Source organism: Rhabdothermincola sediminis, assembly GCF_014805525.1.
Lineage (GTDB): Bacteria > Actinomycetota > Acidimicrobiia > Acidimicrobiales > Acidimicrobilacustridaceae > Rhabdothermincola > Rhabdothermincola sediminis.
Map to the genome: position 1 here is coordinate 145,101 of NZ_JACFSZ010000004.1, position 24,723 is coordinate 169,823.

Below are 24,723 nucleotides of genomic sequence, written 5' to 3' on the forward strand. Positions count from 1 at the left end.
GGAGCATAGGTTGCCTCCGCGCCGTTCAGCGCCGGTGGCCGGCGCCATCCCTACGACCGATCCTGCATGTCACACCCCCTCGTTAGGTTCGGCAGCATGGCGAAGGTCAAGACGGTGTTCCGGTGCTCGGTCTGCGGTGGCACCTCACCTCGTTGGGTTGGTCGGTGCCCGTCGTGCGCGGAGTGGAACTCGCTGGTCGAGGAGCTCGGATCACCGTCCGGTGACCGCGAGCACGCCGCGACGACCCAGGCTGTTCCCATCGGCGAGGTCGACCTTCAGGCGTGGCACTCCGTTCCGACCGGCGTCCCCGAGGTCGACCGGGTGCTCGGTGGCGGTCTGGTCGCGGGCTCGGTGACTCTGTTGGGCGGGGAGCCCGGTGTGGGCAAGTCGACGTTGCTCCTCCAGGTCGCCGCGGCCATGACCAGGGGAGAGAGACGGGTGCTCTACGTGTCGGCGGAGGAGTCGGTGCAGCAGGTCCGGCTGCGGGCCGAGCGGTTGGGCACGATCACGCCGACGCTGTGGTTGGCCGCGGAGACCGCCGTTCCCGCGGTGGTGGCGCAGGTGGCCGCAGTCTCGCCCGACTGTCTCATCATCGATTCTCTCCATACGCTCCACCACCCCGACTCCGCGTCGGCTCCGGGCTCGGTGACACAGGTGCGGGAGTGCGCAGCGGCGCTGGTGCGCGAGGCGAAGGCGCGCGCCCTGGCGACGATCCTCGTCGGGCACGTCACGAAGGACGGTGCGCTCGCTGGCCCCCGGGTGGTCGAGCACCTGGTCGACACCGTGCTGTCGTTCGAAGGAGAGCGCCACCACGCGTTGCGAGCATTGCGGGTGGTCAAGCACCGCTTCGGTTCGACCGACCGCCTCGGGATGTTCGAGATGACCGGCGCGGGCCTGGGTGCCGTACCGGACCCGAGCCGGCTCTTCCTGGCCGACCGCCGTGCCGGGGTACCGGGATCGGTGGTGGTGCCGATGCTCGACGGGCACCGCCCGCTGCTCGTCGAGATCCAGGCGCTCGTCGGTCCGAACGGGCAAGCCCCGGCGCCCCGGCGGGCGGCCCAGGGGGTCGACAGGGGCCGGCTCTCGACGGTGGTGGCGGTTCTCGAGCAGCGGGTCGGCGCCCCGCTCGGTCGAGCTGACGTGTACGCGTCGGCGATCGGCGGGGTCCGGGTCTGCGAACCAGGTGCCGATCTCGCGGTCGCGCTGGCCATCATGAGCTCCCTCGCGGGGGAGCCGGTGCCATCCGAGGTCGTGGTGTGCGGGGAGATCGGTCTCGGCGGTGAGCTGCGTCAGGTCAACCAGTGTGAGCGGCGGCTGGCCGAGGCGGCCCGGCTGGGCTTCACGGCGGCCATCGTGCCGCGGCACGCCCCCGACCCGCCGCCGGGCCTGCACGCGCTGCGGGCCACGACGGTGGGTGAGGCCATCGCACTCGCCGGGATCCCATTGCCTTGAGAGGGCGGGTTCCCCCGGCTGGGTGGCCGGCGGCATGGGACTGCCCGCCTCGGCGATCAGCGACCATCCCGAACTAGACTTCGGCTGTGACCCGCAGGCGCAGCGAGGCGCTGCACGACGCGCTGGCCGCGGTGGCCCCTGGCAAACCCCTCCGAGAGGGGCTGGACCGGATCCTCCAGGCCGGCATGGGTGCGCTCATCGTGGTGGGCGACGGTCCCGAGGTGTTGAACATCTGCTCGGGAGGCTTCCTACTCGACGCCGCGTTCAGCCCTCAGCGCCTCTCGGAGCTGGCCAAGATGGACGGTGCCATCATCCTCGCTCGCGATGCGAGCCGCATCGCGAGAGCGAACGTGCATCTCGTGCCCAATCCGAACGTCCCGACGTCGGAGACCGGTACTCGCCATCGCACCGCGGAGCGGGTCGCCCGGTCGATCAACGTTCCGGTGAGCTCCGTCTCCGAGGACATGTCGATCATCGCGGTCTACATGGGCGCCGAGAAGCATCAGCTCGTACCGGTCACCCGGCTACTCGATCGGGCGAACCAGGCGCTGCAGACCCTCGAGCGCTACAAGCAGCGCCTCGATGAGGTGTCCGCTCACCTCTCGACCAACGAGATCGAGGACGTCGTGACCATCCGGGACGTCGTGATGCTCCTCCAACGCACCGAGATGGTGCTGCGGATCGCGGACGAGATCGAAGACGCCATCATCGAGTTGGGCACGGACGGGCGCCTGGTGCGGCTCCAGCTCGAGGAGGTGCTCGGTGGTGTCGAGGACGATCGTCGGCTGGTGCTGCTCGACTACTTCCACGAAGACCCGAGCTGGCACCTGGAGGAGGCTCTGGCGGGGCTGGCCGAGCTCGACACGGAAGAGCTCGGGGACCTCAAGCGGGTGGCGGAGGTCCTCCACCTCCCAGAGGGAGTCACCGATCTGGACGCCCCGATCCAACCCAAGGGCTACCGGCTCCTGTCGCGCATCCCGCGGTTGCCCGAGTCCGTGGTCGATCACATCGTCGACCGCTTCGGGAGCCTCTCGAAGATCATGCGGGCCACCATCGACGATCTCGACGACGTCGAGGGCGTCGGCGCGACGCGGGCGAAGGCGATCAAGGAAGGCCTGTCCCGGCTGGCGGAGACCAGCATCCTAGATCGTTACGCCTGACCGATCCCGTCCGTGGCGGATCGCGCTCGGACCACCCGCGCCCGGCGGTCGCGACTAGAACACGATCCATGCGGATCGAGTTGCCGAGTGGCACGGAGGCCGAACTGGTCGTCCCCGGTGGCGACCCACCCTCAGGTGGGCTCGTCGTGATCCCCGACATCATGAGCCTGCGCCCGCTGTTCGACGAGCTCGTGGCTCGGTTGGCGGACGAGACGGGTTGGGCGGTGTGCGCGTTCGACCTGTGGCCCGGTTACGCCGGTGAGCCGCTCGAGTGGCGGCTCCAGCATGTGGGCGATCTCCGTGACGACCGGGTGCTCGGCGATGCCGCTGCCGCGGCCGACGCCACCGGTGCCAGGGAGGTCCGGGTCATCGGCTTCTGCATGGGGGGCATGTACACGCTGAAGGCTGCAAGTACCGGGCGCTTCACGCGGGCCGCGGCGTTCTACGGCATGATCCGAGTGCCCGAACAGTGGCGTAGCCCCACGCAGGCAGAGCCGCTCGAAGCGCTGTCCTCGCCGACCCGGTGCCCGACGATGGCGATCATCGGCACCGAGGATCCCTGGACCCCTCCCGAGGACGTGGCGGCGTTGGAGGAACTGGGGGTGCGGGTGGTGCGCTACGAGGGCGCCGAGCATGGCTTCGTGCACGATCCGAGCCGTCCCGCCCACCGCCCTGAGGACGCCGCGGACGCCTGGCGTCAGGTGCTGGCGTTCCTGGGAGCGTCGTCCTGAGTCGCTGAGCCCGAACTGTTCGACACTGCAGGGGGCTGCCGCCGCACCGCCAGTGACCACCCACGCCGTCACGCGTTCTGGCATGTCAAACGCGTGCTGAGGCACGCGTTTGACATGCCAGAACGAAAAACGGGTGCGGGTGAAGACGAGGGGGCTCGGCATGGGGGCGGCGGGGCCGGAGGAGCCCGCTCAGCGGGCGCGGCGGGCGAGTTGCTCGCGATTGGTGATCCGGTAGCGGCGGTCGGCCTGCTCGATCCAGCCCAGGCGCACGAACGAGGCGATGGCCTTGTTGACCCGCTCCCGGGAGGCGCCGACCATCCCGGCCAGCTCCTCCTGGGTGATGGGCAGTGAGAACTCGTCCTCGTCGCCCGCGAGCTCGAGCAGTCGTTTGGCCGTGCGGCCGGTGACGTCGAGGAACACCGAGTCGGCGAGCGCCTCGTCGGTGGATCGGAGCCGGCTGGCCAGGAGGGCCACGACGTTCCAGAGCAGCTCGGGCTGTGACTCGTAGAGCGCGCGCAGCGGCGCGTAAGGGATGGCGATGACCGTCGAGGGCTCGAGCGCTCGGGCCTCTGCGGAGCGGGTCAGGCCGTCGAACAGCGGCATCTCCCCGAACAGGTCACCGCGCTCCATCAGCGCCATCACCGACTCCCGGCCATCGACGGACTTGTTGGCGATGGCGATGCGACCCGAGGTGACGACGAACAGCTCGGCAGGGTCGTCACCTTCGCTGAACAGCACATCGCCCCGGCTGAACGTCCGGTCCTCGGCCGCTTCGACCAGCTTCTCGAGATCCTCAGGAGCGATGCCGCGAAAGAGCTCGACGTCGGTGAGCAGTGCCCGGTCGACCACGAGGGCGATGCTAGTGCCTGGGGACCCCGCCGGCGGCCGGGCGATCGGTTGGTCTGCGCCGACCGCGCACCGCGGTGCCCGGGCATGAGGTCGGGCGTCGCCACCCGCTCGGATCACTTGTTCGTCGATCCCGGGCGTCCCTACCCTGGGCGCATTCCCGTTGACCGGTCCGTTCGACTCCCGGGAGTGCTATGCCGTTCGACGTCGGTGACAAGGTCGTCTATCCGCATCACGGTGCGGCGGTGGTCGAGAGGAGGGAGAAGAAGGAAGCGTTCGGCGAAGTTCGGGAGTACCTCGTGCTCCGCCTCGCCTACGGCGATCTCACCCTGATGGTCCCGGCCGACAACACCGAAGAAGTCGGCTTGCGCGAGGTCATCAACGACGAAGAGGTCGAGGAGGTGTTCGCGGTGCTCCGCAAGAAGGAAGCGCGGATGCCGACCAACTGGTCGCGGCGGTTCAAGAACCACGTCGAGAAGCTGAAGTCCGGCGACGTCTACCAGGTGGCGGAGGTGGTGCGGAACCTCTCCTTGCGGGACAAGGACAAGGGCCTGTCCGCGGGCGAGAAGCGGATGCTGGCCAAGGCCCGGCAGATCCTCGTGTCCGAGCTCACGTTCGCCATCGACGTCAGCCAGGAAGAGGCCGAGGCCAAGCTCGACGAAGCGCTGGCGTAGCGCATGGGGCCCGAGCCCGTGCGCGTGTGGGCGATCGTGCTGGCGGCCGGCCAGGCGACCCGGTACGGCTCGGACACCCCCAAGCAGTACGAGCGCCTCGGCGGCCAGCGTGTGCTCGACTGGTCGATCGACGCCGCTCGCCGGACCTGCGACGGTGTGGTGCTGGTGGTGGCGGAGGCGTTCGCCGGCGCCCCCGAGCCGGGTGTGGATGCGGTGGTGGTCGGTGGTGCTACCCGATCGGCATCCGTGCGGGCCGGGCTGCGGCTCGTACCGGACGATGCCGAGATCGTGGTGGTCCACGACGCGGCCCGACCCCTGGCGGGCGCGACGCTGTTCGACTCGGTCATCGAAGGGGTGGCCGCGGGAGCGGACGGTGCGGTGCCGGGCGTGCCGCTGACCGACACGGTCAAGCGGGTGGACGACCGAGGCCAGGTGCTCGAGACCCTCGACCGGGAGGAGCTGGTGGCGGTGCAGACCCCCCAGGCCTTCCGGGCCGGGGTGCTGCGGGACGCGCATCGGGGGGAGCCGGAAGCCACCGACGACGCCGCCTTGGTGGAGGAGCTCGGCGCGACCGTGGTGGTGATCCCCGGGGACCCCTGCAACCTCAAGATCACCTTCGCGAACGACCTGCGCATCGCGGAGCTGCACCTGACATGAGTCGAGCTGGGGTTACGGCCCAGTCGAGCGGTGAGGTGCCGGCAAGCGGGCTTGCTAGGTTGCGGGGATGGCCGTCCGGGTGGGGCAGGGCTTCGACGTGCACGCCTTCAGCGAGGATCCCGCACGCCTGCTGATCCTCGGCGGGGTCCGCTTCGACGGCGAGCGGGGGCTCGCCGGCCACAGCGATGCCGATGTGGTGGCCCACGCCTGCGCGGATGCGCTCCTCGGAGCGGCGGGGCTCGGTGACCTCGGGGCGCACTTCCCCGACACCGACGAGCGATGGCGTGGTGCGGACTCGGTCGCGTTGCTCACGGAGGTGGCCGGGCTGGTGCGGGCCGGAGGTTGGACGGTCGGCAACGTCGACTGCGCGGTGGTCTGCGAGCGGCCGAAGCTCGCGCCCTGCCGGGCGGCGATGCAGGAGCGGCTCAGCGCGGCGGTGGGTGCCCCGGTGACGGTGAAGGCCAATCGTTCGGAAGGACTCGGTGCCATCGGTCGGGGGGAGGGCATCGCCTGCTGGGCCGTCGCGGTGCTCGTCTCGTGAGTCGCGCTCGACGGCCGGGGCCTCGCAGTGGTCGCTCTGGCGGCGGTCGCTCGGGCGGTGCTCGCTCGGGCGGTGGGCCGGGCAAGGCATCCCGAGCCATGCCGCGGCGCCCGCGTGAGCGGGGGCTGGGCGGTGAGCAGGTCGAGGGTCGCCAGGCGGTGCGCGAGCTGCTCGTGGCCGGGCGTCGTCGAGTGCGCGAGGTGCTCGTCGCGGCCGACGTCGAGGACCTCCGGCCCCTGCAGGACCTCGCGGACCTGGCCATGGCGGAGGGCATACCCGTGCGTGAGATCTCCCGCCGCCGGTTGGCCGCCGAAGCCCGTACCGAGGCCCCCCAGGGCGTCATCGCCCGCGCCGCACCCCTCGCCGAGGTCGACCTCGACGAGCTGGCGGTGCCGACCGCCGGCCGAACGCCGTTCCTGGTCGCGGTCGACGGGGTGACCGACCCCGGCAACCTCGGTGCGCTGCTCCGCTCCGCGGAGTGCGCCGGGGCTACCGGCGTGGTGTTGCCCCGGCATCGGGCGGTCCACATCACCCCCATGGTGACCAAGGCGGCCGCCGGGGCGGTTGAGCACCTCTCCATGGCGCTCGTCGGGGGGCTGCCGGCCGCCATCCTGCGGCTGCGCGAGCTGGGGGTGTGGGTGCTCGGGCTCGATGCGGCGGGTGATCGACCGCTGTTCGAGCTGCCCATCCGCGACGAACCGGTGTGCCTGGTCCTCGGGGCGGAAGGCGCCGGTCTGTCCCGCCTCGTCCGCCAGCGCTGCGACCTGGTCGTGCGCATCCCCCTGCTCGGGAACCTGGCCTCGCTCAACGTGGCCGCGGCCGGCACGCTCGCCTGCTACGAGGTGGCCCGCCGGCGACTCGCGACCGGCTGAGCCATCACGGACGCGAAGATGGCTCATCGGCATCCGTCGAACGAGGGAGTGTGCTGGTGAGCAAGATCCGGGTCGTCCTGGCGAGTGGGCTGCTCGCCTGCCTACTCGGGGCGTGCGCGTCGGGATCCGGGTCCGAGGACCAGCAGGCGAGCCAGCCACCTTCCCCCACCCCCCCCTCGTCCACGGGCGACACCTGCTCCGACCCCGCGAACGACCTCGCGCTGGACCCGGGGATGGAGACCGGCACCGGCGGGCTGGAAGGGATCGACCTCACCACGGCATCCGCCACCCTCGAGGGCGACCAGCTCGTGGTGCGCTTCGTCACCAACGGTGACATCGCTGCCGTGCCCTCACCGACGTTCGTGGTGGCGCAGGGCGACCCGTTCGGCCCGTTCAGCTTCGAGCTGCGGGCTTCTCGCGACGACACGACCTCCACCTGGACGGTCACCCTGATCACCTGGTCGCAGCGGGAGGAACGGCGACCGATCCCCACCGACACCACCGTGGCCGCCGACACGCTCTCGTTCCGGGTGCCCGCCGAGTCGTTGCCGCCGATCGCGAACTACCTGTCCTTCGGGGCCACCGCCAAGGTCGGCGACGAGCTGGCGGCGGACGATTGCTCGAACCTCTTCCCCACCACGACCGGCGGATGATGCCGGATGTTGCCGGCCGGTCAGCGGCTGAGGATGACCACCGACGCGTTGGCGCCCCGCCCGACCGTGTGGGCCAGCGCGACACGGGCGCCGTCCACCTGGTTGGCGGCTCGACCACGGAGCTGGAGGGTGAGCTCCACCACCTGCCCCAGCGCGGACGCCCCCAGCGGTTCGCCCTTGGAGAGCAGGCCGCCGCTGGGGTTCACCGGCCGGCGACCGCCGAGGTGCACCTCCCCCGAGGCCAGCAGCGATCCCGCCTCGCCCGGGGCGCACAGGCGGAGCTCCTCGTACGCGAGCAGCTCGCGGGCCGCATCGGTGTCCTGGCATTCGACGACGTCGATCTCGTCGGGTCCGACACCGCTCTCCTCGTGAGCCGCATCTGCGGCCAGCGTGGTCGGCGAGGGGATGTCCCGGTCGTCGATCAGGCCGGCCAGCGGTGTCGCCTCCCCCAGCACGTTGCCCGGCAGGTGCGACCGCAGCGTGGCGGCGCGCACCACAACCCGAGAGCGGTGGGCCGAGACGCCCTCGGCACGTCGCAGCACGACCGCCGCCGCACCCTCGTTGGGTGAGCAGAGCATCCAGAGGTGCAGCGGCTCGCATACCACCCGCGACCCGAGCACCTCTCGGGCCGTGACCGGGGTGCGGAACATCGCGTCGGGGTTGGCTGCCCCGTTCGCCCGGTTCTTCACCACCACCGCCGCCAGATCCTCCTTGGTGAGCGCGGACTCGCGCATCAACCGCTGGGCCCGCAGCGCGAAGTAGGCGGGCGTCGCGGCCAACCCAACTTCTTCGCGCCACGGTTCGAAGAACGTCGAGCGGATGATGCCCTTGGGCATCTTCTCGATCCCGAACACGAGGACCGTCTCGTACTGCCCGGCTCGGATGGCGCCGTCGGCGAGCATCAGCGCGGCCGCCCCCGACGCGCACCCGGCCTCGACGTCGACGATGGGGCACCCGGTGAGGGCGAGGGCGGCGAGCACCTTGTGACCGGCGGCGACCCCCGCGTACGCGGTGCCGCAGAACGCGGCCTGGAACGCAGGGCGCGCCGTGATGCCGGCGTCGTTGAGCGCGGCCCGCACGGCGTGGATACCGAGCTCGGTGACGGATCGGTCGGGGAAGCGGCCGAAAGGATGCAGGCCCACGCCTGCGATCTCGACCACCGGCTCGCCCATCAGCGCGCCTCCTGGTGACCGGCGGGGGCGAAGGCCCACGACACGACCCTCGCCCCGCTCTCCTCGTCGGTGTGCACCACGTCGACGACCAACTCGACGGGTTGGCCATGGTGGAGCTGGTCCGGGTCGGCCACCGCGACTCGGGTGACGACGCGGATGCCGTCGGCGGGTAGTTCGACCACGCCGAAGCCGAACGGCACCGGCCCCCGGTAGCCGGGCGGTGCGGCGGTGACCGCAGTCCAGCCCCACAGCGTGCCGGTCCGCGAGAGGTGCACCGTGTCGGTCTGCTCGTTGCCACACCAGGAGCAGGTGGACGATGGCGGGAACGACCGCCTCGCGCAGGATCGGCAGTACGTGCCCACGAGGGCCGGGCGCCCGTCACCGGCGTCGAGCAGGAAGAACTCCGGTTGTATGGAGACCTCGGTCAATCCAGCTCCCTGACGTCGATGTCAGGCAGAGCGTAGTGGCGTGTCGCCGATCAGCCCTCGAGCCGGCTGGTCTGCCGCCGGTGGAGCCCGAGGTCGGATTCGAACCGACGACCTGCTGTTTACAAGACAGCTGCTCTGACCAACTGAGCTACTCGGGCACGGGCGTCGATCGTACCGGGCCGAGGGTTCTTGCAATCGAGGTCCTCGGAGGGAAGGATCGGCGGAATGGAACTCACCGATCGCGACCGGGCCATCCTCGACTTCGAACGATCCTGGTGGTCGGAGTCGGGTCCGAAGGAAGCCCTGATCCGTGAGAAGTTCGAGCTGTCGGCGACCCGCTACTACCAGATCCTCAACGAGCTGCTCGAGTCCGATGCCGCATACGACTACGACCCGCTCGTCGTGCGCCGGCTCCGCCGGCTCCGCGATCGCCGCCGCCGGGCCCGCCACGAGGGTTACCAGGCGAGCGAGCCGCCAGGGCGGTGACGGTGCCTGGAGGCTCCGCCTCCCCTCCGCCGGCCGATGACGATGCCCGAGCCACCACGGTCGGCGCGGTGCTCATCGGGGTGGCGGTGCTCATCGGGTTCCTGCTGCTGCTCAAGGGACTCGACCAGGAAGGTGGGGTGATCGAGACCGGTTCTCCCGCTCGGGACACGACCACCACCACCTCGACGGTTCCCCTCCCCGACCAGACCACCACGACGGTGGCGGCGCGAGCACCCTCCGAGGTCAAGGTGCTCGTCGCCAACGCCTCGGGGGCCACCGGTGTGGCCGGGGCGAACAAGGAGAAGCTCGTCGCGGCTGGCTACACGTCGGTGGAGACCGCGAACGCGCCCAGCCAATCCACGAGCGTCGTGTACTTCGCTCCGGACTGGCAGATCGAGGCGGAGGCCGTCGCCCGTGCCCTGGGTCTCGGTGCCGGTTCGGTGAGCGCCATGCCGGCGTCGCCCCCGGTAACCCTCAACGGTGCGACGGTCCTCGTCGTCATCGGGTCCGACAAGGCCTGATCGTGCGCCACGAGGCACCGGCCCCGTCACGGATCCTCGTACCGGCATCAGTATCCTTCATTCGTGTGAGCGCCGGTGGCGTGCCGATCGAGGCCCTCGAGCCCCTGGTCCGCAACCCGGCCACCGCGGGCATCTTCATGGACTTCGACGGCACGCTGTCGGAGATCGTCAGCGAGCCCGACGAGGCCATCCCGCTGGCCGGCGCCGTCGAGGTGCTGGACGAGCTGGCATCGGTCTACGGCCGAGTCGGCATCCTGTCCGGGCGCCCGGTGTCGTTCCTCGAGCAGTTCTTCCCCCGCTCCGTGCTGTTGGCCGGCCTCTACGGGCTGGAGACCGTCTACGGCGGCGAGCGCCGCGACCACCCGCTCGGGGGCGCGTGGCGGGAGGTCATCGACGACGTGGCCGCCATCGCCCGAGCGCGGGGCCCGGCCGGGATGAAGGTGGAGTCGAAGGGCCTCTCACTCACCCTGCACTACCGCACCCGCCCCCGGCTGGCCCCCAAGGTGCGAGCCTTCGCCGAGCAGCAGGCGTTGCGCTCCGGACTGGAGTGCCGCCCGGCGCGCATGTCCTACGAGCTGCACCCCCCGATCCCCGCCGACAAGGGCACGGCACTGCTGGAGCTGGCCGAGGGCCTCGAAGCCGTGTGCTTCATCGGCGACGACTTGGGTGATCTCCATGCCTTCGACGCGCTGGACACGCTCGCCAAGGAAGGGCAGTACACCTTGCGCGTCGCGGTGCACAGCAACGAGGAGGCCACCGAACTGATCGACCGTGCCGACGCGGTGGTCGACAGCCCCAAGGCCGTGCTCGAGCTGGCGGAGTACCTGCGGGACTCAGCCCGCCGCTGACACCAGATCCCCGAGCCAGTCCGCCGGGGTGCGTGCCCCCGCCCGCCGCCGGAGCTCGGCCGATCGGTCGCGACGATCCTCAGGGGTGGCTGCGAGTGCTTCGGCCAGCGCGTCGGCAGTCGCCGACACGTCGAACGGGTTGACCCCCCGGGCTGTGCCGGCCAGCTCGTCCCACACCCCCGCTTCGGTGCTCAGCACCACCAGTCCGTCACGCTCGTTGACCAAGGGCCCCTCCTTGGCCACCAGGTTCAAACCGTCGCGGATGGGGTTGACGAGCAGAACGTCGTAGCGGCGGAGCGCGGCGACCGACCGGGGGAAGTCATCGGAGGTATCCAGCCACACCGGCTGCCAGCCTGGTGTGGCCCACTTGGCGTTGAGGGCGCTGACCGCGGCTTCGACCTCCGAGCGGTACGCGACGTACTCGGGCAGCGCCTCGCGGGAGGGATAGCAGAACGCACCGAAGATGACCTGCTCGCGGAGGGCCGGGTGCCGGTCGAGGAGCTCGTCGAACGCCTCGAAGCCCCGCAACAGGTTCTTCGAGGGCTCCATGCGGTCGACGCGCACCACCAACCGGCGGTTCCCCACCAGCTCGTCAAGCTCACGGAGCGCGTCCTGACAGCGTCCGGAGGCGGCGACCCCGCGGATGTCGTCGGGATCGGGACCGAGCGGCGCCACGAAGGTGTTCGGATCGACGTCCAGTAGCGACCGGCAGCTGGCGACGAACGCGTCGGCCCAGCGCGCGCAATGGAACCCGCAGGCGTGGTGGGCGGTGAGACCGGTGAGCATCTCGGTCGCGATGTCGGTGGGCAGGACCCGCATCAGCTCCGGCCCGGCGAACGGCGTGTGCGAGAAGTGCACCACCTGCAGGTCGGGGCGGGTGCCGCGCAGCTCGGCCGCCAGCAGGGTGAGGTGGTAGTCCTGCACCAGCACGGCCGCGCCCTCGGGAGCTTCCTGCGCGACGGCCGAGGCGAACGTGCGGTTCACCTCCCGGTACGCATCCCACGCTTCGCGCCAGTGGCGGTCGAAGACCGGGCGGCGGGGCAGGTCGAACAGCCCGTGGTGCAGGAACCACAGCGTCGCGTTGCAGACCACGTCGTAGGCCAGCCGGTACTGCTCGGCATCGAGGGCGAGCAACCGGAGGTGGAATCCCTCCGCGTCGAGCGCGCCGCGCTCCGCAGCGAGCCGGTCGCCCTCGGAGATGGCGGCGGCCAGCCACCGAGTGTCGGTGCCGGCGACGAGCGGAGCGAGGCCTGACACCAGTCCTCCCGCGCCCCGTCTGGCGACCAGCTCGCCGTCTCGGACGTCGAACGACAGCGGACCGCGGTTCGAGACGAGGACGACGGGTCGCTCAGGCACGGACCCCGACCCTACCTGCAGCGCCCCGCCCACCATGGTGCCGGGATTTCGGCCACCATGAACGGATGCACGTCGTCGCGGCGCCGGACAAGTTCAAGGGCACGGCCACCGCCTCCGAAGTGGCACGGGCCATCGCCCGCGGGGTCGCGGCGACCGGCGGGTCGTGCGTGGAGTGCCCGATGGCGGACGGGGGCGAAGGCTTCCTCGAGGTGCTCGGTGGTGCCAACCGCCGCGGCACCGTCACCGGCCCGCTCGGCGATCCGGTCGAGGCCGGTTGGCGTCTCGAGCGAGGTTCGGCGGTGATCGAGATGGCGGCTGCATCGGGCCTGGCACTGGTCGGCGGACCGGAGGGCAACGACCCGATGGCCGCGTCGACCTACGGCACCGGTGAGTTGATCCTGGCTGCGCTCGAGTCCGGGGCTCGTCGGGTGCTGGTCGGGGTCGGCGGCTCGGCGACGACCGACGGTGGGCTGGGTGCCCTGCGAGCCCTGTACCCGCAGCGGCTTCGGGGGGCCGAGCTGGTGGTGGCCTGCGACGTGACCACCACCTTCGTCGACGCGGCCGAGATCTTCGCCCCGCAGAAGGGGGCCACGCCCCGCCAGGTGGAGCTGCTGCGCCGCCGGCTGGAGCGGCTGGTGCAGGTGTACCGCGACGAGTACGGGATCGACGTGTCGGCCATCCCCTGCTCAGGCGCCGCCGGAGGCCTCGCCGGCGGCCTTGCCGCGATCGGCGCGGAGCTGCGACTCGGCTTCGAGGTGGTGGCGGAGGAAGTGGGGTTGGAGGAGAAGATCGTGGGTGCGGACCTGGTGGTGACCGGCGAAGGGTTCCTCGACCGCGAGTCGTTCGAGGGCAAGGTGGTCGGCGGGGTGGTGGAGCTGGCTGCCGCGGCCGGCGTGCCGGTGCTGGCGGTGGTCGGCGAGGTCTTCGACGGGATGGACCAGCGGGTGCCGACCGTCGCGCTGGTGGAGCGCTTCGGTGAGGAGCGCTCCAGGCTCGAGACGGCGGCGTGCATCGAGGAGGCGGTGGCCGAGCGTCTCGGTGCCCGGGCCGGTCGCTAGGTGGGACGGTCGAGGGCGCACGCGCCGAGCGTCCTAGTGTGAGCCCATGACTGACGATCTGGCTCGGTTGGATGCGACGGCCCAGGCGGAGTTGGTGCGTCGTGGGGAGGTCACGCCGCTGGAGCTGGTCGACGCGGCGATCGAGCGGGTGATGAGGCTCAACCCCGAGCTCAACGCGGTGATCCATCCCCGCTTCGAGGAGGCCAGGAGGGAGGCGGCGGGCGGTCTGCCCGATGGCCCGCTGCGAGGGGTGCCGATGGTACTCAAGGACCTCGACGGCTTCTCGGCCGGTGACCCCTACCACGGGGGCACCCGCCACTTGCGTGACCTGGCGTACCGGGCCTCGCACGACAGCTATCTGACCCGGTCGTTCCGTGACGCCGGGGCGGTGATCATCGGTCGCACGAACACCCCCGAGCTCGGCTTGCAGCCCACGACCGAACCGGCGGCGTACGGCCCCACCTGCAACCCGTGGGACACCACCCGCTCCACGGGAGGCTCGAGCGGCGGCTCCGCGGCCGCGGTCGCCTCGGGGATGGTGCCCCTCGGCCACGCGGGGGACGGGGGTGGGTCGATCCGGATCCCCGCCAGCGAGTGCGGTCTGGTGGGACTCAAACCGTCCCGGGGTCGGATCTCGCTGGGGCCGGAGGTCGGGGAGTCATGGGGTGGGCTCGTGGCCCGGCTGGCGCTCACCCGATCGGTCAGAGACACCGCGGTGGCGCTGCAGGCGGTGCAGGGCCCGCGCCCGGGCGATCCCTACACGGCCCCGCCGCCCGCCCGCCCGTACCCCGAGGAAGTCGGTGCCGACCCGGGGGTGTTGCGTGTCGGGTTCACGGTCGTTCCTCCCGACCCGTCGATCACCACCCACCCCGACTGCGTGGCCGCGGTGGAGCGAACGGCCGCCACCCTCGAGCAGCTCGGGCACCGGGTCGAGGAGGGTCGCCCGGCTGCGTGGGCCGACCCCGGGTTGCAGGAGCAGGTCAGCGCGAACTTCATCAACGCCTTCGCGGTCTGGACCGCAGGCGATCTCGAGGTGCTCGGGCGCCTCGCCGGCTCGCCGTTCGACGCCAGCGGGGTCGAGCCGGGCACCTGGGCGGTGGCAGAGCTGGGCCGGGCCATCACCGGGGTCCAGTACCTGGAGGCGATCACCTTCCTCCACGCCTACGCCCGCCGGCAGAGCGAGTGGTGGCAGGACCACGACCTGCTGCTCACCCCGACCATCCCTGAACCGCCACCGACCCTCGGCCAGTTCACCTCCACCGAGGAGAACCCGCTGAACGGTCTGGTCCGCTCGGCGGCGATCGTGCCCTTCTGCGCGCCGTTCAACATCAGTGGGCAGCCGGCCATGTCGCTACCGGTGCACTGGAACGACGCCGGCCTGCCCATCGGCGTGCAGCTCGTGGCCCCGTACGGGCGTGAGGATCTGCTGCTGCGGGTCGCGGCCCAGCTCGAGCAGGCGATGCCCTGGGCCGGTCGGATCCCCCCGGTGCACGCCTGAGTCCGGTCAAGCGCTGGAGCGGGCCCGGCGGTAGGCCGGCACCTCGGTCATCGGTGGCCGCTCGACGTAGCGGACCTCGACCGGCTCGTACCCCGGCGCTTCGATGACCGCGGGACCCTGCCCGAGCCGGGGCTCGGCGCGCTGGAGCACCGCTTGCAGCACCGCGGCGGCCTGCGGCGCGAGCTCGCCGAGGGGGCGGTTGCGGTGGCGGCGCACCCCGAGGTCGACCTGCGCGATCCGCTCGGTGCCGAACCGCTCGGCGACGTCGATGAGCAGCCCGATGTCGACGCCGTAACCCTGTGCGAACGGGAGTTGCTCGAGCACCTCGCGCCGTCCCGCATACTCACCGGCCAGCGGCTGGACCACGCTCGTGAGCTTGGGGAAGAGCTGCGCGAGCAGCGGGCGGGCCACCAGTTCGGTCACCCGGCCCCCGCCGCTGGGCTCACCGTCGAGGGGCCGCTCGTAGAAGCCCTTCACGAAGTCCACGTCGCCCCGGGTGAGCAGCGGCCCGAGCAGGCCGACCACGAAGGCGGGGTCGAAGCCGGCGATGTCGGCATCGCACCAGACGACCAGGTCGCCCGAGGAGACGAACAGCGACTTCCACAGCGCCTCCCCCTTGCCGTGCCCCGTGCCGTAGGAAGGGAGGACCGCGGCCGCGTCGACGACCGTGGCCCCCGCGTCGCGGGCCTCAGCAGCGGTCGAGTCGGTCGAGTGGTCGTCGATCACGATCAGCTCGTCGACCAGCGGGCAGGCTCGGACGAGCCCGGCGCGGATCCGCTCCACGATCGGGCCCACCCGCCCGGCCTCGTTCCGGGCCGGCAGGCACACCGAGACCCGCTGGCCGCGCTTGGCCTCGACGAGCGTGCCGGGTGTGAACTCGTCGGCACGGAATGTCCGGATCACGGGCACGAGCACGCCCGACATCGTTTCCGACCGTTCAGAGGGGGGCAAGGCGTGGTCGGCCGAGTGGCGAGGCGCCCACGGCTCACTCGGCGCCGCCCGGCGTCGCGGGTGGCGGGTCTGGCGGCGATGCGGCCTCTGGCCAGTAGCATCGTCGGTCCGTACACCGGTCCGCCGACCTCACGGCCACGAGAGGTCCGATCAGAGGGAATTGCCAGATGAGTGTCACCGTCCGGGTACCCCCCGTCTTCCGCGCCATGACGGGAGGTCAAGCGCAGGTCAGTGTCGATGGCGGGACCGTCGGCGAGGTGCTGGCCGCGCTCGACGCTGCTCATCCCGGCTTCCGTGACAAGCTGCTCGACGACGGCGGGGCCCTGGTGCGGTACGTGAACCTCTTCGTCGACGACGACGACGTCCGGTTCCTCCAGGGCCTCGACACCCCGGTGCCCGACGGGGGCACGGTGTCGATCATGCAGGCCGTAGCCGGCGGCTGATAGCGCCCTCCCGACGCACCCGGCGTGCGCCGCGCGCCTATCGGGCTCGGCTCTGTCGTGAGCCACTCCGTCGATGCGAACGCCGTTCTGATCCCATGTAGGCCAGCGGCCTCATTTCCGGGGCCAGCCGGCTCATTTGCGTCAACAGCTGCTCGTCGGCCGACGAAGATCTAGCCGCAACCAACCTTCAGCGGCGGTTCCCCAGACGGCACGGCTGGCCGGTCGGCTTCCCGGCGGGGGAGGCGGACCGGCCACCGGCACCCGTGTCAGCGCAGGCGGGCCAGCATCTCCCGCCGGGGTGGGCCGAGCTCCGGCTCGGGTGGGCGGCTCTCCCGGTCCTGGAACACCTCGAGGATCCGGCCGAAGACGTCGGGGTCGGTGAGCATGGCCTCGGGGGGGTCGAGCAGGTTGAACGTGCGTATGAAGGCCCGGAACACCCCGGCGTCGGTGCGCACCGCGGGGAGCAGGCCGTCTCGCATCACCTCCCGTGCGAAGGCCGCGGGATCGCTGGGCGCTCCCACCGACCCGCTCGCCGGGTCTCGCCCGTCGCGGGCCTCGCGCTCAGCCGCGGCCGCCTCGCGGGCCAGGCGGTCCTGGTTCACGGCGGCGCGGTACCAGGGCAGCACCTCCCGCTCGCAGGCCGCCTCGTAGAGCCGTCCCCGTGCCCGCGGGTCGTCGCCGCCCTCGGCGATGGCATCGGCCAGCAGGGTGGCCTGCACGGTCGCGAGCGAGCAGCCCCGCCCGTACAGGGGGTTGGTGCAGGTGTGGGCGTCACCCAGCGCGTGGAACCCGAGCACCAGTGGCTCGCCGCCGTCAGCGGTGAAGCGCAGGCGACGGTTGAGCAGGCCCCCCATCACGTGCACGGGGGTGGTGGCCGCCGCCCGCTCAGCCTGGACCCAGGGCGCGGTGGCGGTGAGGTTTCGGGCCGCGAGGTCGAACAGGTCAGGATCGAGCAGGAGCTTGCGCAGCTCGTCGTCGTGGGTGCGCACCGCCAGGGTGACCGAGAACGTGCGGTTGTCTCCCTGGAACACCCCGTACTTCAGGTAGCCGAGGTCACCACCGATGGGGCCGGCGGCATCGGGGAAGCCAGCCCCGTCGCGCAGGCGGTAGAAGCGCGAGAGGTAGACGATGCCGGTGTCCTCCTCGGTCTGTTCCAGTTCCACCCCGAGGAGGGAGAACCACCGGGGGATCGCGGACCGTCGACCGACGGCGCCCACGACCAGGTCGGCGGTGAGGACGTCTCCGCCGTCGAGGACCACGCCGGTGACCACCGGCGGGCCCTCCGGGTGGCCGGGCGAGGATGCCAGCCTGTCGACGCCGCGCCCGTGCATCAACGACACGCTCGGCGACTCGAGCACGACTTGTCGCAGCACCCACTCGAACGTGGTGCGCCGGCAGGCGAGGGCCACGAGGTCGTCGTCGCCGGGCTGTGGTGAGCGGTCGTCGATGGTCTCGGGCAGCATCTCGCCGAAGCGAATCTCGGTGGCCCCCGCGTCGAGGAGGTGCTGCAGCACGTCCGGGTAACGGTCCCGCAGGAGGTTGCGCAGCCGGGCGAGGAGGGCGTGCGAGTGCCGTACCTGCGGCGCGCCCCGGCGGTTCCAGTCGAACGCCGCGTCCGGGTCGGGTGGCAGCGGCGTGGCATCGCGCTCGATCACCGTCACCCGGTGCCCCTCCCGCGACAGGGCCAGCGCGGCCGCCAGGCCGCCCACGCCGGCTCCCACCACGGCTGCGTGCAGGCTCTCGCGCTCCATGCCCCTCCCTGTACGGGTGTGGTCGGGCTGCCCCGAGGACGTACACGGGACTTGACTGGGTGGTCAAGATTATCGGCTGAGGGAGCGCCGGCCATCTCCCTCCCCAGGTTGCGAACCGCCGCGTCGTCTGGTTGGCTGGTTAGCAGTCTCATAGCGAGAGTGCTAACCACCGGCAAGAGCAACGCCTGTACCTACGGAGGGACAACCGCAGATGCCCAAGATCATCGAGTTCGACGAACAGGCTCGTCGGGCCCTCGAGCGAGGCATGAACCAGCTCGCGGACGCCGTACGGGTCACGCTCGGCCCCAAGGGTCGCAACGTGGTCCTCGAGAAGAAGTGGGGCGCGCCGACCATCACCAACGACGGCGTCTCGATCGCCAAGGAGATCGAGCTCGAGGACCCCTACGAGAAGATCGGTGCGGAGCTGGTCAAGGAGGTCGCCAAGAAGACCGACGACGTGGCCGGCGACGGCACCACCACCGCCACGGTGCTCGCCTGGTCGATGGTGCGTGAGGGCCTGCGCAACGTGGCGGCCGGCGCCAACCCGATGTCGCTCAAGCGGGGCATCGAGAAGGGTGTCGAGGCCGCGGTGGAGGCCATCAAGGGTCTGGCCCAGGACGTGGAGGACAAGAGCCAGATCGCTCAGGTGGCCGGCATCTCCGCTGCGGACCCCGAGATCGGCGACATGATCGCCGAGGCCATCGACAAGGTCGGCAAGGACGGGGTGATCACCGTCGAGGAGTCCAACACCTTCGGCATGGAGATGGACCTCGTCGAGGGCATGCGCTTCGACAAGGGCTACATCTCGCCCTACTTCGTCACCGACCCGGAGCGGATGGAGGCGGTGCTCGAGAACCCCTACATCCTCCTCGTGGGCTCGAAGATCTCGGCCGTGCGCGACCTGGTCCCGGTGCTCGAGAAGGTGATGCAGGCGGGCAAGCCGCTCGTGGTCATCGCCGAGGACGTCGAGGGGGAGGCACTCGCCACCCTGGTGGTCAACAAGATCCGCGGCACCTTCAACTCGGTCGCCGTGAAGGCGCCGGGCTTCGGGGATCGCCGCAAGGCCATGCTCCAGGACATGGCCATCCTGACCGGGGGCCAGGTCATCACCGAAGAGGTGGGCCTCAAGCTCGAGAACACCACCCTCGATCTGCTCGGCCAGGCCCGCAAGGTGGTGGTCACCAAGGACGAGACCACCATCGTCGAGGGCGCCGGCTCCGAGGAGGACATCCAGGGCCGCATCAACCAGATCAAGGCCGAGATCGACAAGACCGACTCCGACTACGACCGGGAGAAGCTCCAGGAGCGTCTCGCCAAGTTGTCGGGTGGCGTGGCGGTGCTGAAGGTCGGCGCGGCCACCGAGGTCGAGCTCAAGGAGAAGAAGCACCGCATCGAGGATGCGGTCAGCACCACGAAGGCGGCCATCGAGGAAGGCGTCGTGGCGGGTGGTGGCGTCACCCTGTTGCGGGCTCAGAGCAAGGTGCTGGACCTCGCCAAGGACCTCTCGACCGATGAGGCGACGGGGGCCAAGATCGTCGCCCACTCCCTCGAGGAGCCGCTCAAGCAGATCGCGACCAATGCCGGCCTGGAGGGCGGCGTGGTGGTCGAGCGGGTGCGCAACCTCGAGACCCCGTCGGAGGGCCTCAACGCAGCCACCGGTGACTACGAGGACCTGGTGAAGGCCGGCATCATCGACGCCGCGAAGGTGACCCGCTCGGCGCTGCAGAACGCGGCGTCGATCGCGGCCCTCTTCCTCACCACCGAGGCGGTCATCGCTGACAAGCCCGAGGAGAAGGCCCCCGCCATGCCCGGCGGCGGCGACATGGACTTCTGATCCACCCGGGCTCCAGCTCGAGCGGAGGGCGCCCTTTCGGGGCGCCCTCTATCCCTTTTCCCGTTCTGTTCAGCTCAGCGCGGTCTGAGTCCGCGCTGAGCTGAACAGTTCGCCAGTCGGGGCTGGCATCGGGTCCCTCCGGCGGGGCGGGATAGCGTCAGAGCGATGAACGCCCGGGGCCGGACGGCGAAGGTGCTGACGAGCCGGTATACCGGCTCGGGCACCGGCCTGCGGCGGGGGCCAGACGAGCTCATCGTCGAGGAGCCGCTCGAGATCCGCCTCGACGGTGTGCTCGTGACCACGACCATGCGCACCCCGGGCAACGACTTCGAACTGGCGGCGGGCTTCTGCTTCACCGAGGGCTTGCTCGCCGGTGCGGCGGTGCAGACCTGCCGGTACTGCGCGACGGCCTCCGCGGTCGGGACAGCGTTCAACGTGGTGAGCGTCGACACCGCAGGCCGCGCCCCCGTGCCCACCCCCCGGCTGGGGGCCACCACCTCGTCGTGTGGGCTGTGCGGCTCTACGAGCATCGACCAGCTCGCCGAGCGGCTCCGCCCCCTGGCGGAGCCGCAGGGTTTCGCCCTTGATGTGCTGGCCTCGGTCCCGGATCGGGCCCGGGCGGCCCAGCCGCTCTTCGAGGCCACCGGGGCGGTGCACGCCGCCGCCGCGTTCGACCGGGCCGGTGAGGTGGTGCACGTACGGGAGGACGTGGGCCGGCACAACGCGGTCGACAAGGTCGTCGGCCGGCTCCTACTCGACGGCGTGCTGCCCGCGAGCGGGTACGGCCTCTACGTCAGCGGGCGGGCGTCGTTCGAGATCGTGCAGAAGGCCTGGGCCGCGGGCTTTCCGGCCGTGGTGGCCGTGAGTGCCCCCTCGTCGCTGGCCGTCGAGACCGCGCACCGGGCGAACATCCTGCTCGCCGGCTTCGCCCGCGACGGCAGGATCAACCTGTACTCGGGGGCGGATCGTGCGGCGTGACCTGTGGGTCGGGCTCTCGCCGAACGGTCTCGGCCAGCAGAAGCCGAACCACTACCTCGACATGCTCAGGACGGTCTGGGACAACCGGGCGCACCCCAAGTACGCCTTCGACGTGCTCACCAAGGGCGTGTGCGATGGCTGCGCGCTGGGTGTCGCGGGCTTGCACGACTGGACCATCGACGGCGTGCACCTGTGCACCACCCGCCTGCGCCTCCTGGAGGTCAACACCGCCGATGCGATCGATCCGCTGGTGCTGGCCGACGCGGAGGCCTTGCGGCAGCGCTCGGGGGAGGAGCTTCGCCTCCTCGGCCGGCTCGCCTACCCGATGCGCCGCAACGCCGGTGAGCGGGGCTTCCGCCGCATCAGCTGGGATGAGGCCCTCGACGCCCTCGCAGTGGGGATCCGCCGCGCCGGTGGGGAGCGGGTCGCCCTCTACCTGACCAGCAGGGGCCTCACGAACGAGACGTACTACGTCGCCGGCAAGGCCGCTCGGGCGATGGGCATCGCCAGCATCGACTCGGCCGCCCGGGTGTGCCACGCCCCCTCCACCCTCGGGCTCAAGCAGACCATCGGGGTGGCGGCCACCACCTGCTCGCTGCGCGACGTGATCGAGAGCGACCTGGTCGTCATCTGGGGAGCGAACCCGGCGAACAACCAGCCGGTGTTCATGAAGTACCTCTACCTGGCCCGCCAGCGGGGTACCCGGGTCGCGGTCGTCAACCCGTACCTCGAGCCGGGCCTGGAGCGTTACTGGGTGCCTTCCAACGTCGAGTCCGCCCTCTTCGGCACCAGGATGTGCGACCTCCACGTCCCGGTGCGCCCAGGGGGTGACGTGGCGTTCGCCAATGCGGTGCTCAAACGGCTGGTCGAGGCCGGCGCCATCGATCGGCGGTTCATCGAGGCCCACACCGAGGGGTGGGATGAGCTGGTCTCGACGCTGGAGCGCCAACCGATCGAGCGACTGCTCGACGGCGCGGGGCTGACCGCGATCCAGCTCGACGCGTTCGTGGACGAGTACACCCGGGCCCGATCAGCCATCCTGCTGTGGTCCATGGGCATCACCCAGCACCGGGATGCGGTGGCCGGTGTGCAGGCGATCGTGAACCTCGCCCTGGCCCGCGGCAACGTCGGCCGCGACGGCGCAGGTCTCATGCCGATCCGCGGTCATTCGGGGGTGCAGGGTGGCGCGGAGATGGGAGCGTACGCGACGGCCCTGCCCGGGGGCGTGGAGGTGAACGAGGCCAACGCCGCTGCGCTGGCCGAGCAGTGGGGGTTCGAGGTCCCGAGCCGGCCGGGCCTGACCGCACCCGAGATGGTGGAGGCGGCCGAGCGGGGCGAGATCGACGTGCTGTGGATGTCCGGAGGCAACTTCCTCGACGTGCTCCCCGATCCCCGCAGGGTCCAAGCCGCGCTGTCCGCGGTCCCCCTGCGCGTCCACCAGGACATCGTGGTCAGCTCGCAGATGTTCGTGCCGGGCGACGACGTGATCCTGTTGCCGGTCGCCACCCGCTACGAACAGGAAGGGGGAGGCACGGAGACCACCACGGAGCGCCGCATCGTCTTCTCCCCCGAGATCCCCCGCCGGGTGGGGGAGGCCCGCAGCGAGTGGCGGCTCTTCGCGGACGTGGCGATCCGGGTGCGACCGGAGCTCGCGGCGGGGTTCCGGTGGCCGACGAACCGCGACCTGCGAACGGAGATCGCCCGGGTGGTGCCGTTGTACGCGGGCATCGAGACGCTGGCTCGTACCGGTGACGCCGTGCAGTGGGGCGGACGGCATCTCGGTGAGGGCGGGGCGTTCCCCACACCGTCCGGACGCGCCCGCTTCACCCCGCTCGATCCGCCGGCGGTCGAACTGCCGGAAGGTGCCTTCATGGTGTCGACCCGGCGGGGCAGGCAGTTCAATTCGATGGTCTGGGGGGATGTCGATCCGCTCACCGGGGCGCGGCGTGACGCGGTCTACATGGATGAGCGCGACGCCCGTGCCCTGGGTCTGGCGGAGGGTGATCGGGTGGTGCTCACCAGCGAGGTGGGGGAGATGGTGGGAACGCTTGAACTCACACGCCTCCCGGCCCGGACCGTGCAGGTGCACTGGCCGGAGGGCAACGTGCTGATCGGCTCAGGACCCAGTCACCGTGAGCCGGGCTCGAAGGTTCCCGACTACAACGCGGTGGTCACCATCCGCCCGGCCTGATCCCAGCGTCGAGGCGAGGGCCGGCTCGGCGGTCCGACCCTCGTGCGAAGCCTGATCTGTAGGCGCTCTTCAGCAGCACGAACGTGGGCGTCGGGGCCACGTCGCCGGGTTCCGTACACTGGCCCGCATGGTCGGCGAAGTCAGCCCCACCGTTGGTCTCGGTGTGCTTCATCTGTTCTGCAAGGCGACACCACTCGCCGATCCCGATGCGGTCATGGCGGCCGTGAAGCACGCGGAGGGCGACGGTGACCAGGTGGTGCCCGTCGCCGTCCTCGGCCACAAGGCCGACCTGGCCTTCATGGCACTCGGTCCCGATCTCTGGCGGCTGCGGAGGCTGCAGGCCGACTTGCAGGCGGCAGGGCTCGAGGTGAGCGATTCGTACGTGTCGCTCACCGAGCTCTCCGAGTACGCGCAGGGCGTCCCCGAGGAGATGCGCCAGGCTCGCCTCTACCCGAAGCTGCCGCCGGAGGGGAAGCCCGCCTGGTGTTTCTACCCCATGTCGAAGCGCCGGCTCCCGGAGCAGAACTGGTTCACCCTGCCCTATGACGACCGCAAGGAGCTCATGTACGAGCACGGTGCGTCCGGCCGGACCTTCGCCGGGCGGGTGCTGCAGGTGGTCACCGGCTCCACGGGCCTCGACGACTACGAATGGGGGGTCACCCTGTTCGCCGTGCATCCCGACGATCTCAAAGACGTCGTCTACACGATGCGCTTCGACCGGGCGTCGGCCATCTACGCGGAGTTCGGGCCCTTCTACACCGGCATGGTCGCCACGGTGGAAGAGGTCCTCGACCGGATCGGCATCCGCCGTGACGATGCCTGAGCTCGAACAGCTACGGGCCCGGCTCGCCGAGCTCGATCGGGTGGTGGTGGCGTTCAGCGGGGGTGCCGACTCGGCGTTCCTGGCCTGGGTCGCACACGACACCCTCGGGGCCGACCGGGCCCTCGCCGTCACCGCGGTCTCGCCGTCACTGGCCACCTTCGAGCGCGAGGACTGTGCCGCGCTCGCCAGCGAGTGGGGCCTGCGCTGGGTCGAGGTGCACACCTCCGAGCTCGATGACCCGGCGTACCGGCGCAACGACGCCGACCGGTGCTTCCATTGCAAGGATGCGCTCCTGGATGCGCTCCTGCCGCTCGCCGACCGTGATGGGGCCGCGGTCGTGCTCGGCGTCAACCTCGACGACCTGGGCGACCATCGCCCAGGGCAGCTCGCCGCGGCACGGCGCGGGGCGTGCTTCCCGCTCGTCGAGGCCGGCTTCGACAAGGCTGCCGTCCGCGAGACCTCGCGCCGGCTCGGCCTGCGGACCTGGGACAAGCCGGCTGCGGCCTGCCTGGCGTCCCGGCTCCCGTACGGCACCCCGGTCACGGTCGGCGTGCTCGGCCAGGTGGAGCGCGCCGAGACGGCGCTGCGGGCCCTCGGGTTTCCCGCCCTGCGGGTGCGTCACTACGAGGACCTGGCTCGCATCGAGGTTCCGGTCGAGGACCTGGGACGCGTCATCGCCGCCCGCGCCGACGTGGTGGAGATGGTGCGCGCTGCGGGCTACCGGTACGTGACCCTCGACCTGGAGGGCCTGCGATCGGGGAACCTCAACGAGTCGTTGCGTTCACACGCCGGATGAGCC

The 24,723-nt window shown here is 71.0% G+C and carries 25 protein-coding genes and 1 tRNA gene; 19 read left to right on the plus strand and 7 right to left on the minus strand.

Annotation, left to right across the window (positions count from 1 at the left end; translation table 11 throughout):
• Window positions 1-96 precede the first annotated feature (96 nt).
• The 3 genes from radA to HZF19_RS04775 all read left to right on the plus strand — a co-directional run bounded on the left by radA (window position 97) and on the right by HZF19_RS04775 (window position 3,343).
• Window positions 97-1,452, plus strand: a complete 1,356-nt coding sequence (radA, locus tag HZF19_RS04765) for a DNA repair protein RadA (RefSeq protein ID WP_208027609.1) — start codon at window positions 97-99, stop codon at window positions 1,450-1,452.
• Between the two features lie 86 nt (window positions 1,453-1,538).
• Window positions 1,539-2,612: a DNA integrity scanning diadenylate cyclase DisA gene (gene disA, locus HZF19_RS04770; protein WP_208027610.1), complete on the plus strand. Its 1,074-nt coding sequence runs from the start codon at window positions 1,539-1,541 to the stop codon at window positions 2,610-2,612.
• 68 nt (window positions 2,613-2,680) lie between these two features.
• Window positions 2,681-3,343, plus strand: a complete 663-nt coding sequence (locus HZF19_RS04775; RefSeq protein WP_208027611.1) for a dienelactone hydrolase family protein — start codon at window positions 2,681-2,683, stop codon at window positions 3,341-3,343.
• Between the two features lie 189 nt (window positions 3,344-3,532).
• Here the strand turns inward: HZF19_RS04775 and HZF19_RS04780 are convergent, their stop codons facing one another.
• Window positions 3,533-4,192 (minus strand): Crp/Fnr family transcriptional regulator, encoded by a 660-nt coding sequence (locus HZF19_RS04780; protein WP_208027612.1) that lies wholly within the window; start codon window positions 4,190-4,192, stop codon window positions 3,533-3,535.
• A gap of 191 nt (window positions 4,193-4,383) precedes the next feature.
• Between HZF19_RS04780 and HZF19_RS04785 the strand changes: the two genes are divergently transcribed.
• The 5 genes from HZF19_RS04785 (at window position 4,384) to HZF19_RS04805 (ending at window position 7,586) form a co-directional block, all read left to right on the plus strand.
• Window positions 4,384-4,863: a CarD family transcriptional regulator gene (locus HZF19_RS04785; RefSeq protein WP_208027613.1), complete on the plus strand. Its 480-nt coding sequence runs from the start codon at window positions 4,384-4,386 to the stop codon at window positions 4,861-4,863.
• A gap of 3 nt (window positions 4,864-4,866) precedes the next feature.
• Window positions 4,867-5,520: a 2-C-methyl-D-erythritol 4-phosphate cytidylyltransferase gene (ispD, locus tag HZF19_RS04790; protein WP_208027614.1), complete on the plus strand. Its 654-nt coding sequence runs from the start codon at window positions 4,867-4,869 to the stop codon at window positions 5,518-5,520.
• A gap of 67 nt (window positions 5,521-5,587) precedes the next feature.
• Window positions 5,588-6,061 (plus strand): 2-C-methyl-D-erythritol 2,4-cyclodiphosphate synthase, encoded by a 474-nt coding sequence (gene ispF, locus HZF19_RS04795; RefSeq protein WP_208027615.1) that lies wholly within the window; start codon window positions 5,588-5,590, stop codon window positions 6,059-6,061.
• Window positions 6,062-6,159: 98 nt separating this feature from the next.
• The gene (gene rlmB / locus HZF19_RS04800) at window positions 6,160-6,933 is read left to right on the plus strand and encodes a 23S rRNA (guanosine(2251)-2'-O)-methyltransferase RlmB (protein ID WP_208027616.1); all 774 of its coding nucleotides are present in this window, start codon (window positions 6,160-6,162) and stop codon (window positions 6,931-6,933) included.
• 56 nt (window positions 6,934-6,989) lie between these two features.
• Window positions 6,990-7,586, plus strand: coding sequence for a hypothetical protein (locus HZF19_RS04805; protein WP_208027617.1), 597 nt, complete (start codon window positions 6,990-6,992; stop codon window positions 7,584-7,586).
• Between the two features lie 20 nt (window positions 7,587-7,606).
• On the opposite strand, the gene HZF19_RS04810 is transcribed toward HZF19_RS04805, so the two are convergent.
• The 3 genes from HZF19_RS04810 to HZF19_RS04820 all read right to left on the minus strand — a co-directional run bounded on the left by HZF19_RS04810 (window position 7,607) and on the right by HZF19_RS04820 (window position 9,344).
• Window positions 7,607-8,758, minus strand: coding sequence for a thiolase family protein (locus HZF19_RS04810; RefSeq protein WP_208027618.1), 1,152 nt, complete (start codon window positions 8,756-8,758; stop codon window positions 7,607-7,609).
• Entirely contained in the window at window positions 8,758-9,186 is a 429-nt protein-coding gene (locus HZF19_RS04815) for a Zn-ribbon domain-containing OB-fold protein (protein ID WP_208027619.1), read from the minus strand. Before HZF19_RS04815 ends, HZF19_RS04810 begins: the two co-directional genes overlap by 1 nt.
• Before the next feature lie 81 nt (window positions 9,187-9,267).
• Window positions 9,268-9,344, minus strand: a tRNA-Thr gene (locus HZF19_RS04820).
• Window positions 9,345-9,411: 67 nt separating this feature from the next.
• Here HZF19_RS04820 and HZF19_RS04825 point away from each other — a divergent pair.
• From HZF19_RS04825 to otsB, 3 genes are all read left to right on the plus strand, one after another.
• Window positions 9,412-9,672: a DUF3263 domain-containing protein gene (locus HZF19_RS04825; RefSeq protein WP_208027620.1), complete on the plus strand. Its 261-nt coding sequence runs from the start codon at window positions 9,412-9,414 to the stop codon at window positions 9,670-9,672.
• Window positions 9,669-10,193, plus strand: coding sequence for a LytR C-terminal domain-containing protein (locus HZF19_RS04830; RefSeq protein ID WP_208027621.1), 525 nt, complete (start codon window positions 9,669-9,671; stop codon window positions 10,191-10,193). The genes HZF19_RS04825 and HZF19_RS04830 overlap by 4 nt, the downstream gene beginning before the upstream one ends.
• Before the next feature lie 65 nt (window positions 10,194-10,258).
• Window positions 10,259-11,041, plus strand: a complete 783-nt coding sequence (otsB, locus tag HZF19_RS04835) for a trehalose-phosphatase (protein ID WP_208027622.1) — start codon at window positions 10,259-10,261, stop codon at window positions 11,039-11,041.
• On the opposite strand, the gene HZF19_RS04840 is transcribed toward otsB, so the two are convergent.
• The gene (locus HZF19_RS04840) at window positions 11,027-12,397 is read right to left on the minus strand and encodes an alpha,alpha-trehalose-phosphate synthase (UDP-forming) (RefSeq protein WP_208027623.1); all 1,371 of its coding nucleotides are present in this window, start codon (window positions 12,395-12,397) and stop codon (window positions 11,027-11,029) included. The genes otsB and HZF19_RS04840 overlap by 15 nt on opposite strands.
• 65 nt (window positions 12,398-12,462) lie before the next feature.
• Here HZF19_RS04840 and HZF19_RS04845 point away from each other — a divergent pair, with 65 nt between their 5' ends.
• Together HZF19_RS04845 and HZF19_RS04850 are read left to right on the plus strand one after the other, a co-directional pair.
• Window positions 12,463-13,455, plus strand: coding sequence for a glycerate kinase family protein (locus HZF19_RS04845; RefSeq protein WP_208027624.1), 993 nt, complete (start codon window positions 12,463-12,465; stop codon window positions 13,453-13,455).
• A gap of 46 nt (window positions 13,456-13,501) precedes the next feature.
• Window positions 13,502-14,953 (plus strand): amidase, encoded by a 1,452-nt coding sequence (locus tag HZF19_RS04850; RefSeq protein WP_235979347.1) that lies wholly within the window; start codon window positions 13,502-13,504, stop codon window positions 14,951-14,953.
• Between the two features lie 6 nt (window positions 14,954-14,959).
• Here HZF19_RS04850 and HZF19_RS04855 read toward each other — a convergent pair whose 3' ends face one another.
• Window positions 14,960-15,868, minus strand: coding sequence for a glucosyl-3-phosphoglycerate synthase (locus HZF19_RS04855; RefSeq protein WP_208027625.1), 909 nt, complete (start codon window positions 15,866-15,868; stop codon window positions 14,960-14,962).
• A 203-nt stretch (window positions 15,869-16,071) separates the two neighbouring features.
• Here HZF19_RS04855 and HZF19_RS04860 point away from each other — a divergent pair, with 203 nt between their 5' ends.
• Window positions 16,072-16,347: a MoaD/ThiS family protein gene (locus HZF19_RS04860; protein WP_208027626.1), complete on the plus strand. Its 276-nt coding sequence runs from the start codon at window positions 16,072-16,074 to the stop codon at window positions 16,345-16,347.
• A 266-nt stretch (window positions 16,348-16,613) separates the two neighbouring features.
• Here the strand turns inward: HZF19_RS04860 and HZF19_RS04865 are convergent, their stop codons facing one another.
• A complete protein-coding gene (locus HZF19_RS04865) occupies window positions 16,614-18,098 on the minus strand; it encodes an NAD(P)/FAD-dependent oxidoreductase (protein ID WP_208027627.1) in 1,485 nt (494 codons plus the stop codon).
• A gap of 211 nt (window positions 18,099-18,309) precedes the next feature.
• Here HZF19_RS04865 and groL point away from each other — a divergent pair, with 211 nt between their 5' ends.
• From groL to larE, 5 genes are all read left to right on the plus strand, one after another.
• Entirely contained in the window at window positions 18,310-19,932 is a 1,623-nt protein-coding gene (gene groL / locus HZF19_RS04870) for a chaperonin GroEL (RefSeq protein ID WP_208027628.1), read from the plus strand.
• Window positions 19,933-20,097: 165 nt separating this feature from the next.
• Window positions 20,098-20,910, plus strand: coding sequence for a formate dehydrogenase accessory sulfurtransferase FdhD (fdhD, locus tag HZF19_RS04875; protein WP_208027629.1), 813 nt, complete (start codon window positions 20,098-20,100; stop codon window positions 20,908-20,910).
• Window positions 20,900-23,101, plus strand: a complete 2,202-nt coding sequence (locus tag HZF19_RS04880; RefSeq protein ID WP_208027630.1) for an FdhF/YdeP family oxidoreductase — start codon at window positions 20,900-20,902, stop codon at window positions 23,099-23,101. The genes fdhD and HZF19_RS04880 overlap by 11 nt, the downstream gene beginning before the upstream one ends.
• Before the next feature lie 127 nt (window positions 23,102-23,228).
• Window positions 23,229-23,924 carry a chlorite dismutase family protein gene (locus HZF19_RS04885; RefSeq protein WP_208027631.1) on the plus strand — a complete coding sequence of 232 codons (696 nt, stop codon included), beginning with the start codon at window positions 23,229-23,231 and terminating at the stop codon, window positions 23,922-23,924.
• On the plus strand, window positions 23,917-24,720 hold the full coding sequence (gene larE / locus HZF19_RS04890) for an ATP-dependent sacrificial sulfur transferase LarE (protein WP_208027632.1): 804 nt from the start codon (window positions 23,917-23,919) through the stop codon (window positions 24,718-24,720). Before HZF19_RS04885 ends, larE begins: the two co-directional genes overlap by 8 nt.
• Window positions 24,721-24,723: the final 3 nt, after the last annotated feature.

Excerpts from the sequence above, each read along its gene's own strand:
- radA (WP_208027609.1), top strand. The coding sequence starts at position 97 with ATGGCGAAGGTCAAGACGGTGTTCCGGTGCTCGGTCTGCGGTGGCACC.
- HZF19_RS04775 (WP_208027611.1), top strand. The coding sequence starts at position 2,681 with ATGCGGATCGAGTTGCCGAGTGGCACGGAGGCCGAACTGGTCGTCCCC.
- HZF19_RS04785 (WP_208027613.1), top strand. The coding sequence starts at position 4,384 with ATGCCGTTCGACGTCGGTGACAAGGTCGTCTATCCGCATCACGGTGCG.
- ispD (WP_208027614.1), top strand. The coding sequence starts at position 4,867 with ATGGGGCCCGAGCCCGTGCGCGTGTGGGCGATCGTGCTGGCGGCCGGC.
- ispF (WP_208027615.1), top strand. The coding sequence starts at position 5,588 with ATGGCCGTCCGGGTGGGGCAGGGCTTCGACGTGCACGCCTTCAGCGAG.
- rlmB (WP_208027616.1), top strand. The coding sequence starts at position 6,160 with ATGCCGCGGCGCCCGCGTGAGCGGGGGCTGGGCGGTGAGCAGGTCGAG.
- HZF19_RS04810 (WP_208027618.1), bottom strand. The coding sequence starts at position 8,758 with ATGGGCGAGCCGGTGGTCGAGATCGCAGGCGTGGGCCTGCATCCTTTC.
- HZF19_RS04825 (WP_208027620.1), top strand. The coding sequence starts at position 9,412 with ATGGAACTCACCGATCGCGACCGGGCCATCCTCGACTTCGAACGATCC.
- HZF19_RS04845 (WP_208027624.1), top strand. The coding sequence starts at position 12,463 with ATGCACGTCGTCGCGGCGCCGGACAAGTTCAAGGGCACGGCCACCGCC.
- HZF19_RS04850 (WP_235979347.1), top strand. The coding sequence starts at position 13,502 with ATGACTGACGATCTGGCTCGGTTGGATGCGACGGCCCAGGCGGAGTTG.
- HZF19_RS04860 (WP_208027626.1), top strand. The coding sequence starts at position 16,072 with ATGAGTGTCACCGTCCGGGTACCCCCCGTCTTCCGCGCCATGACGGGA.
- HZF19_RS04865 (WP_208027627.1), bottom strand. The coding sequence starts at position 18,098 with ATGGAGCGCGAGAGCCTGCACGCAGCCGTGGTGGGAGCCGGCGTGGGC.
- groL (WP_208027628.1), top strand. The coding sequence starts at position 18,310 with ATGCCCAAGATCATCGAGTTCGACGAACAGGCTCGTCGGGCCCTCGAG.
- fdhD (WP_208027629.1), top strand. The coding sequence starts at position 20,098 with ATGAACGCCCGGGGCCGGACGGCGAAGGTGCTGACGAGCCGGTATACC.
- HZF19_RS04885 (WP_208027631.1), top strand. The coding sequence starts at position 23,229 with ATGGTCGGCGAAGTCAGCCCCACCGTTGGTCTCGGTGTGCTTCATCTG.
- larE (WP_208027632.1), top strand. The coding sequence starts at position 23,917 with ATGCCTGAGCTCGAACAGCTACGGGCCCGGCTCGCCGAGCTCGATCGG.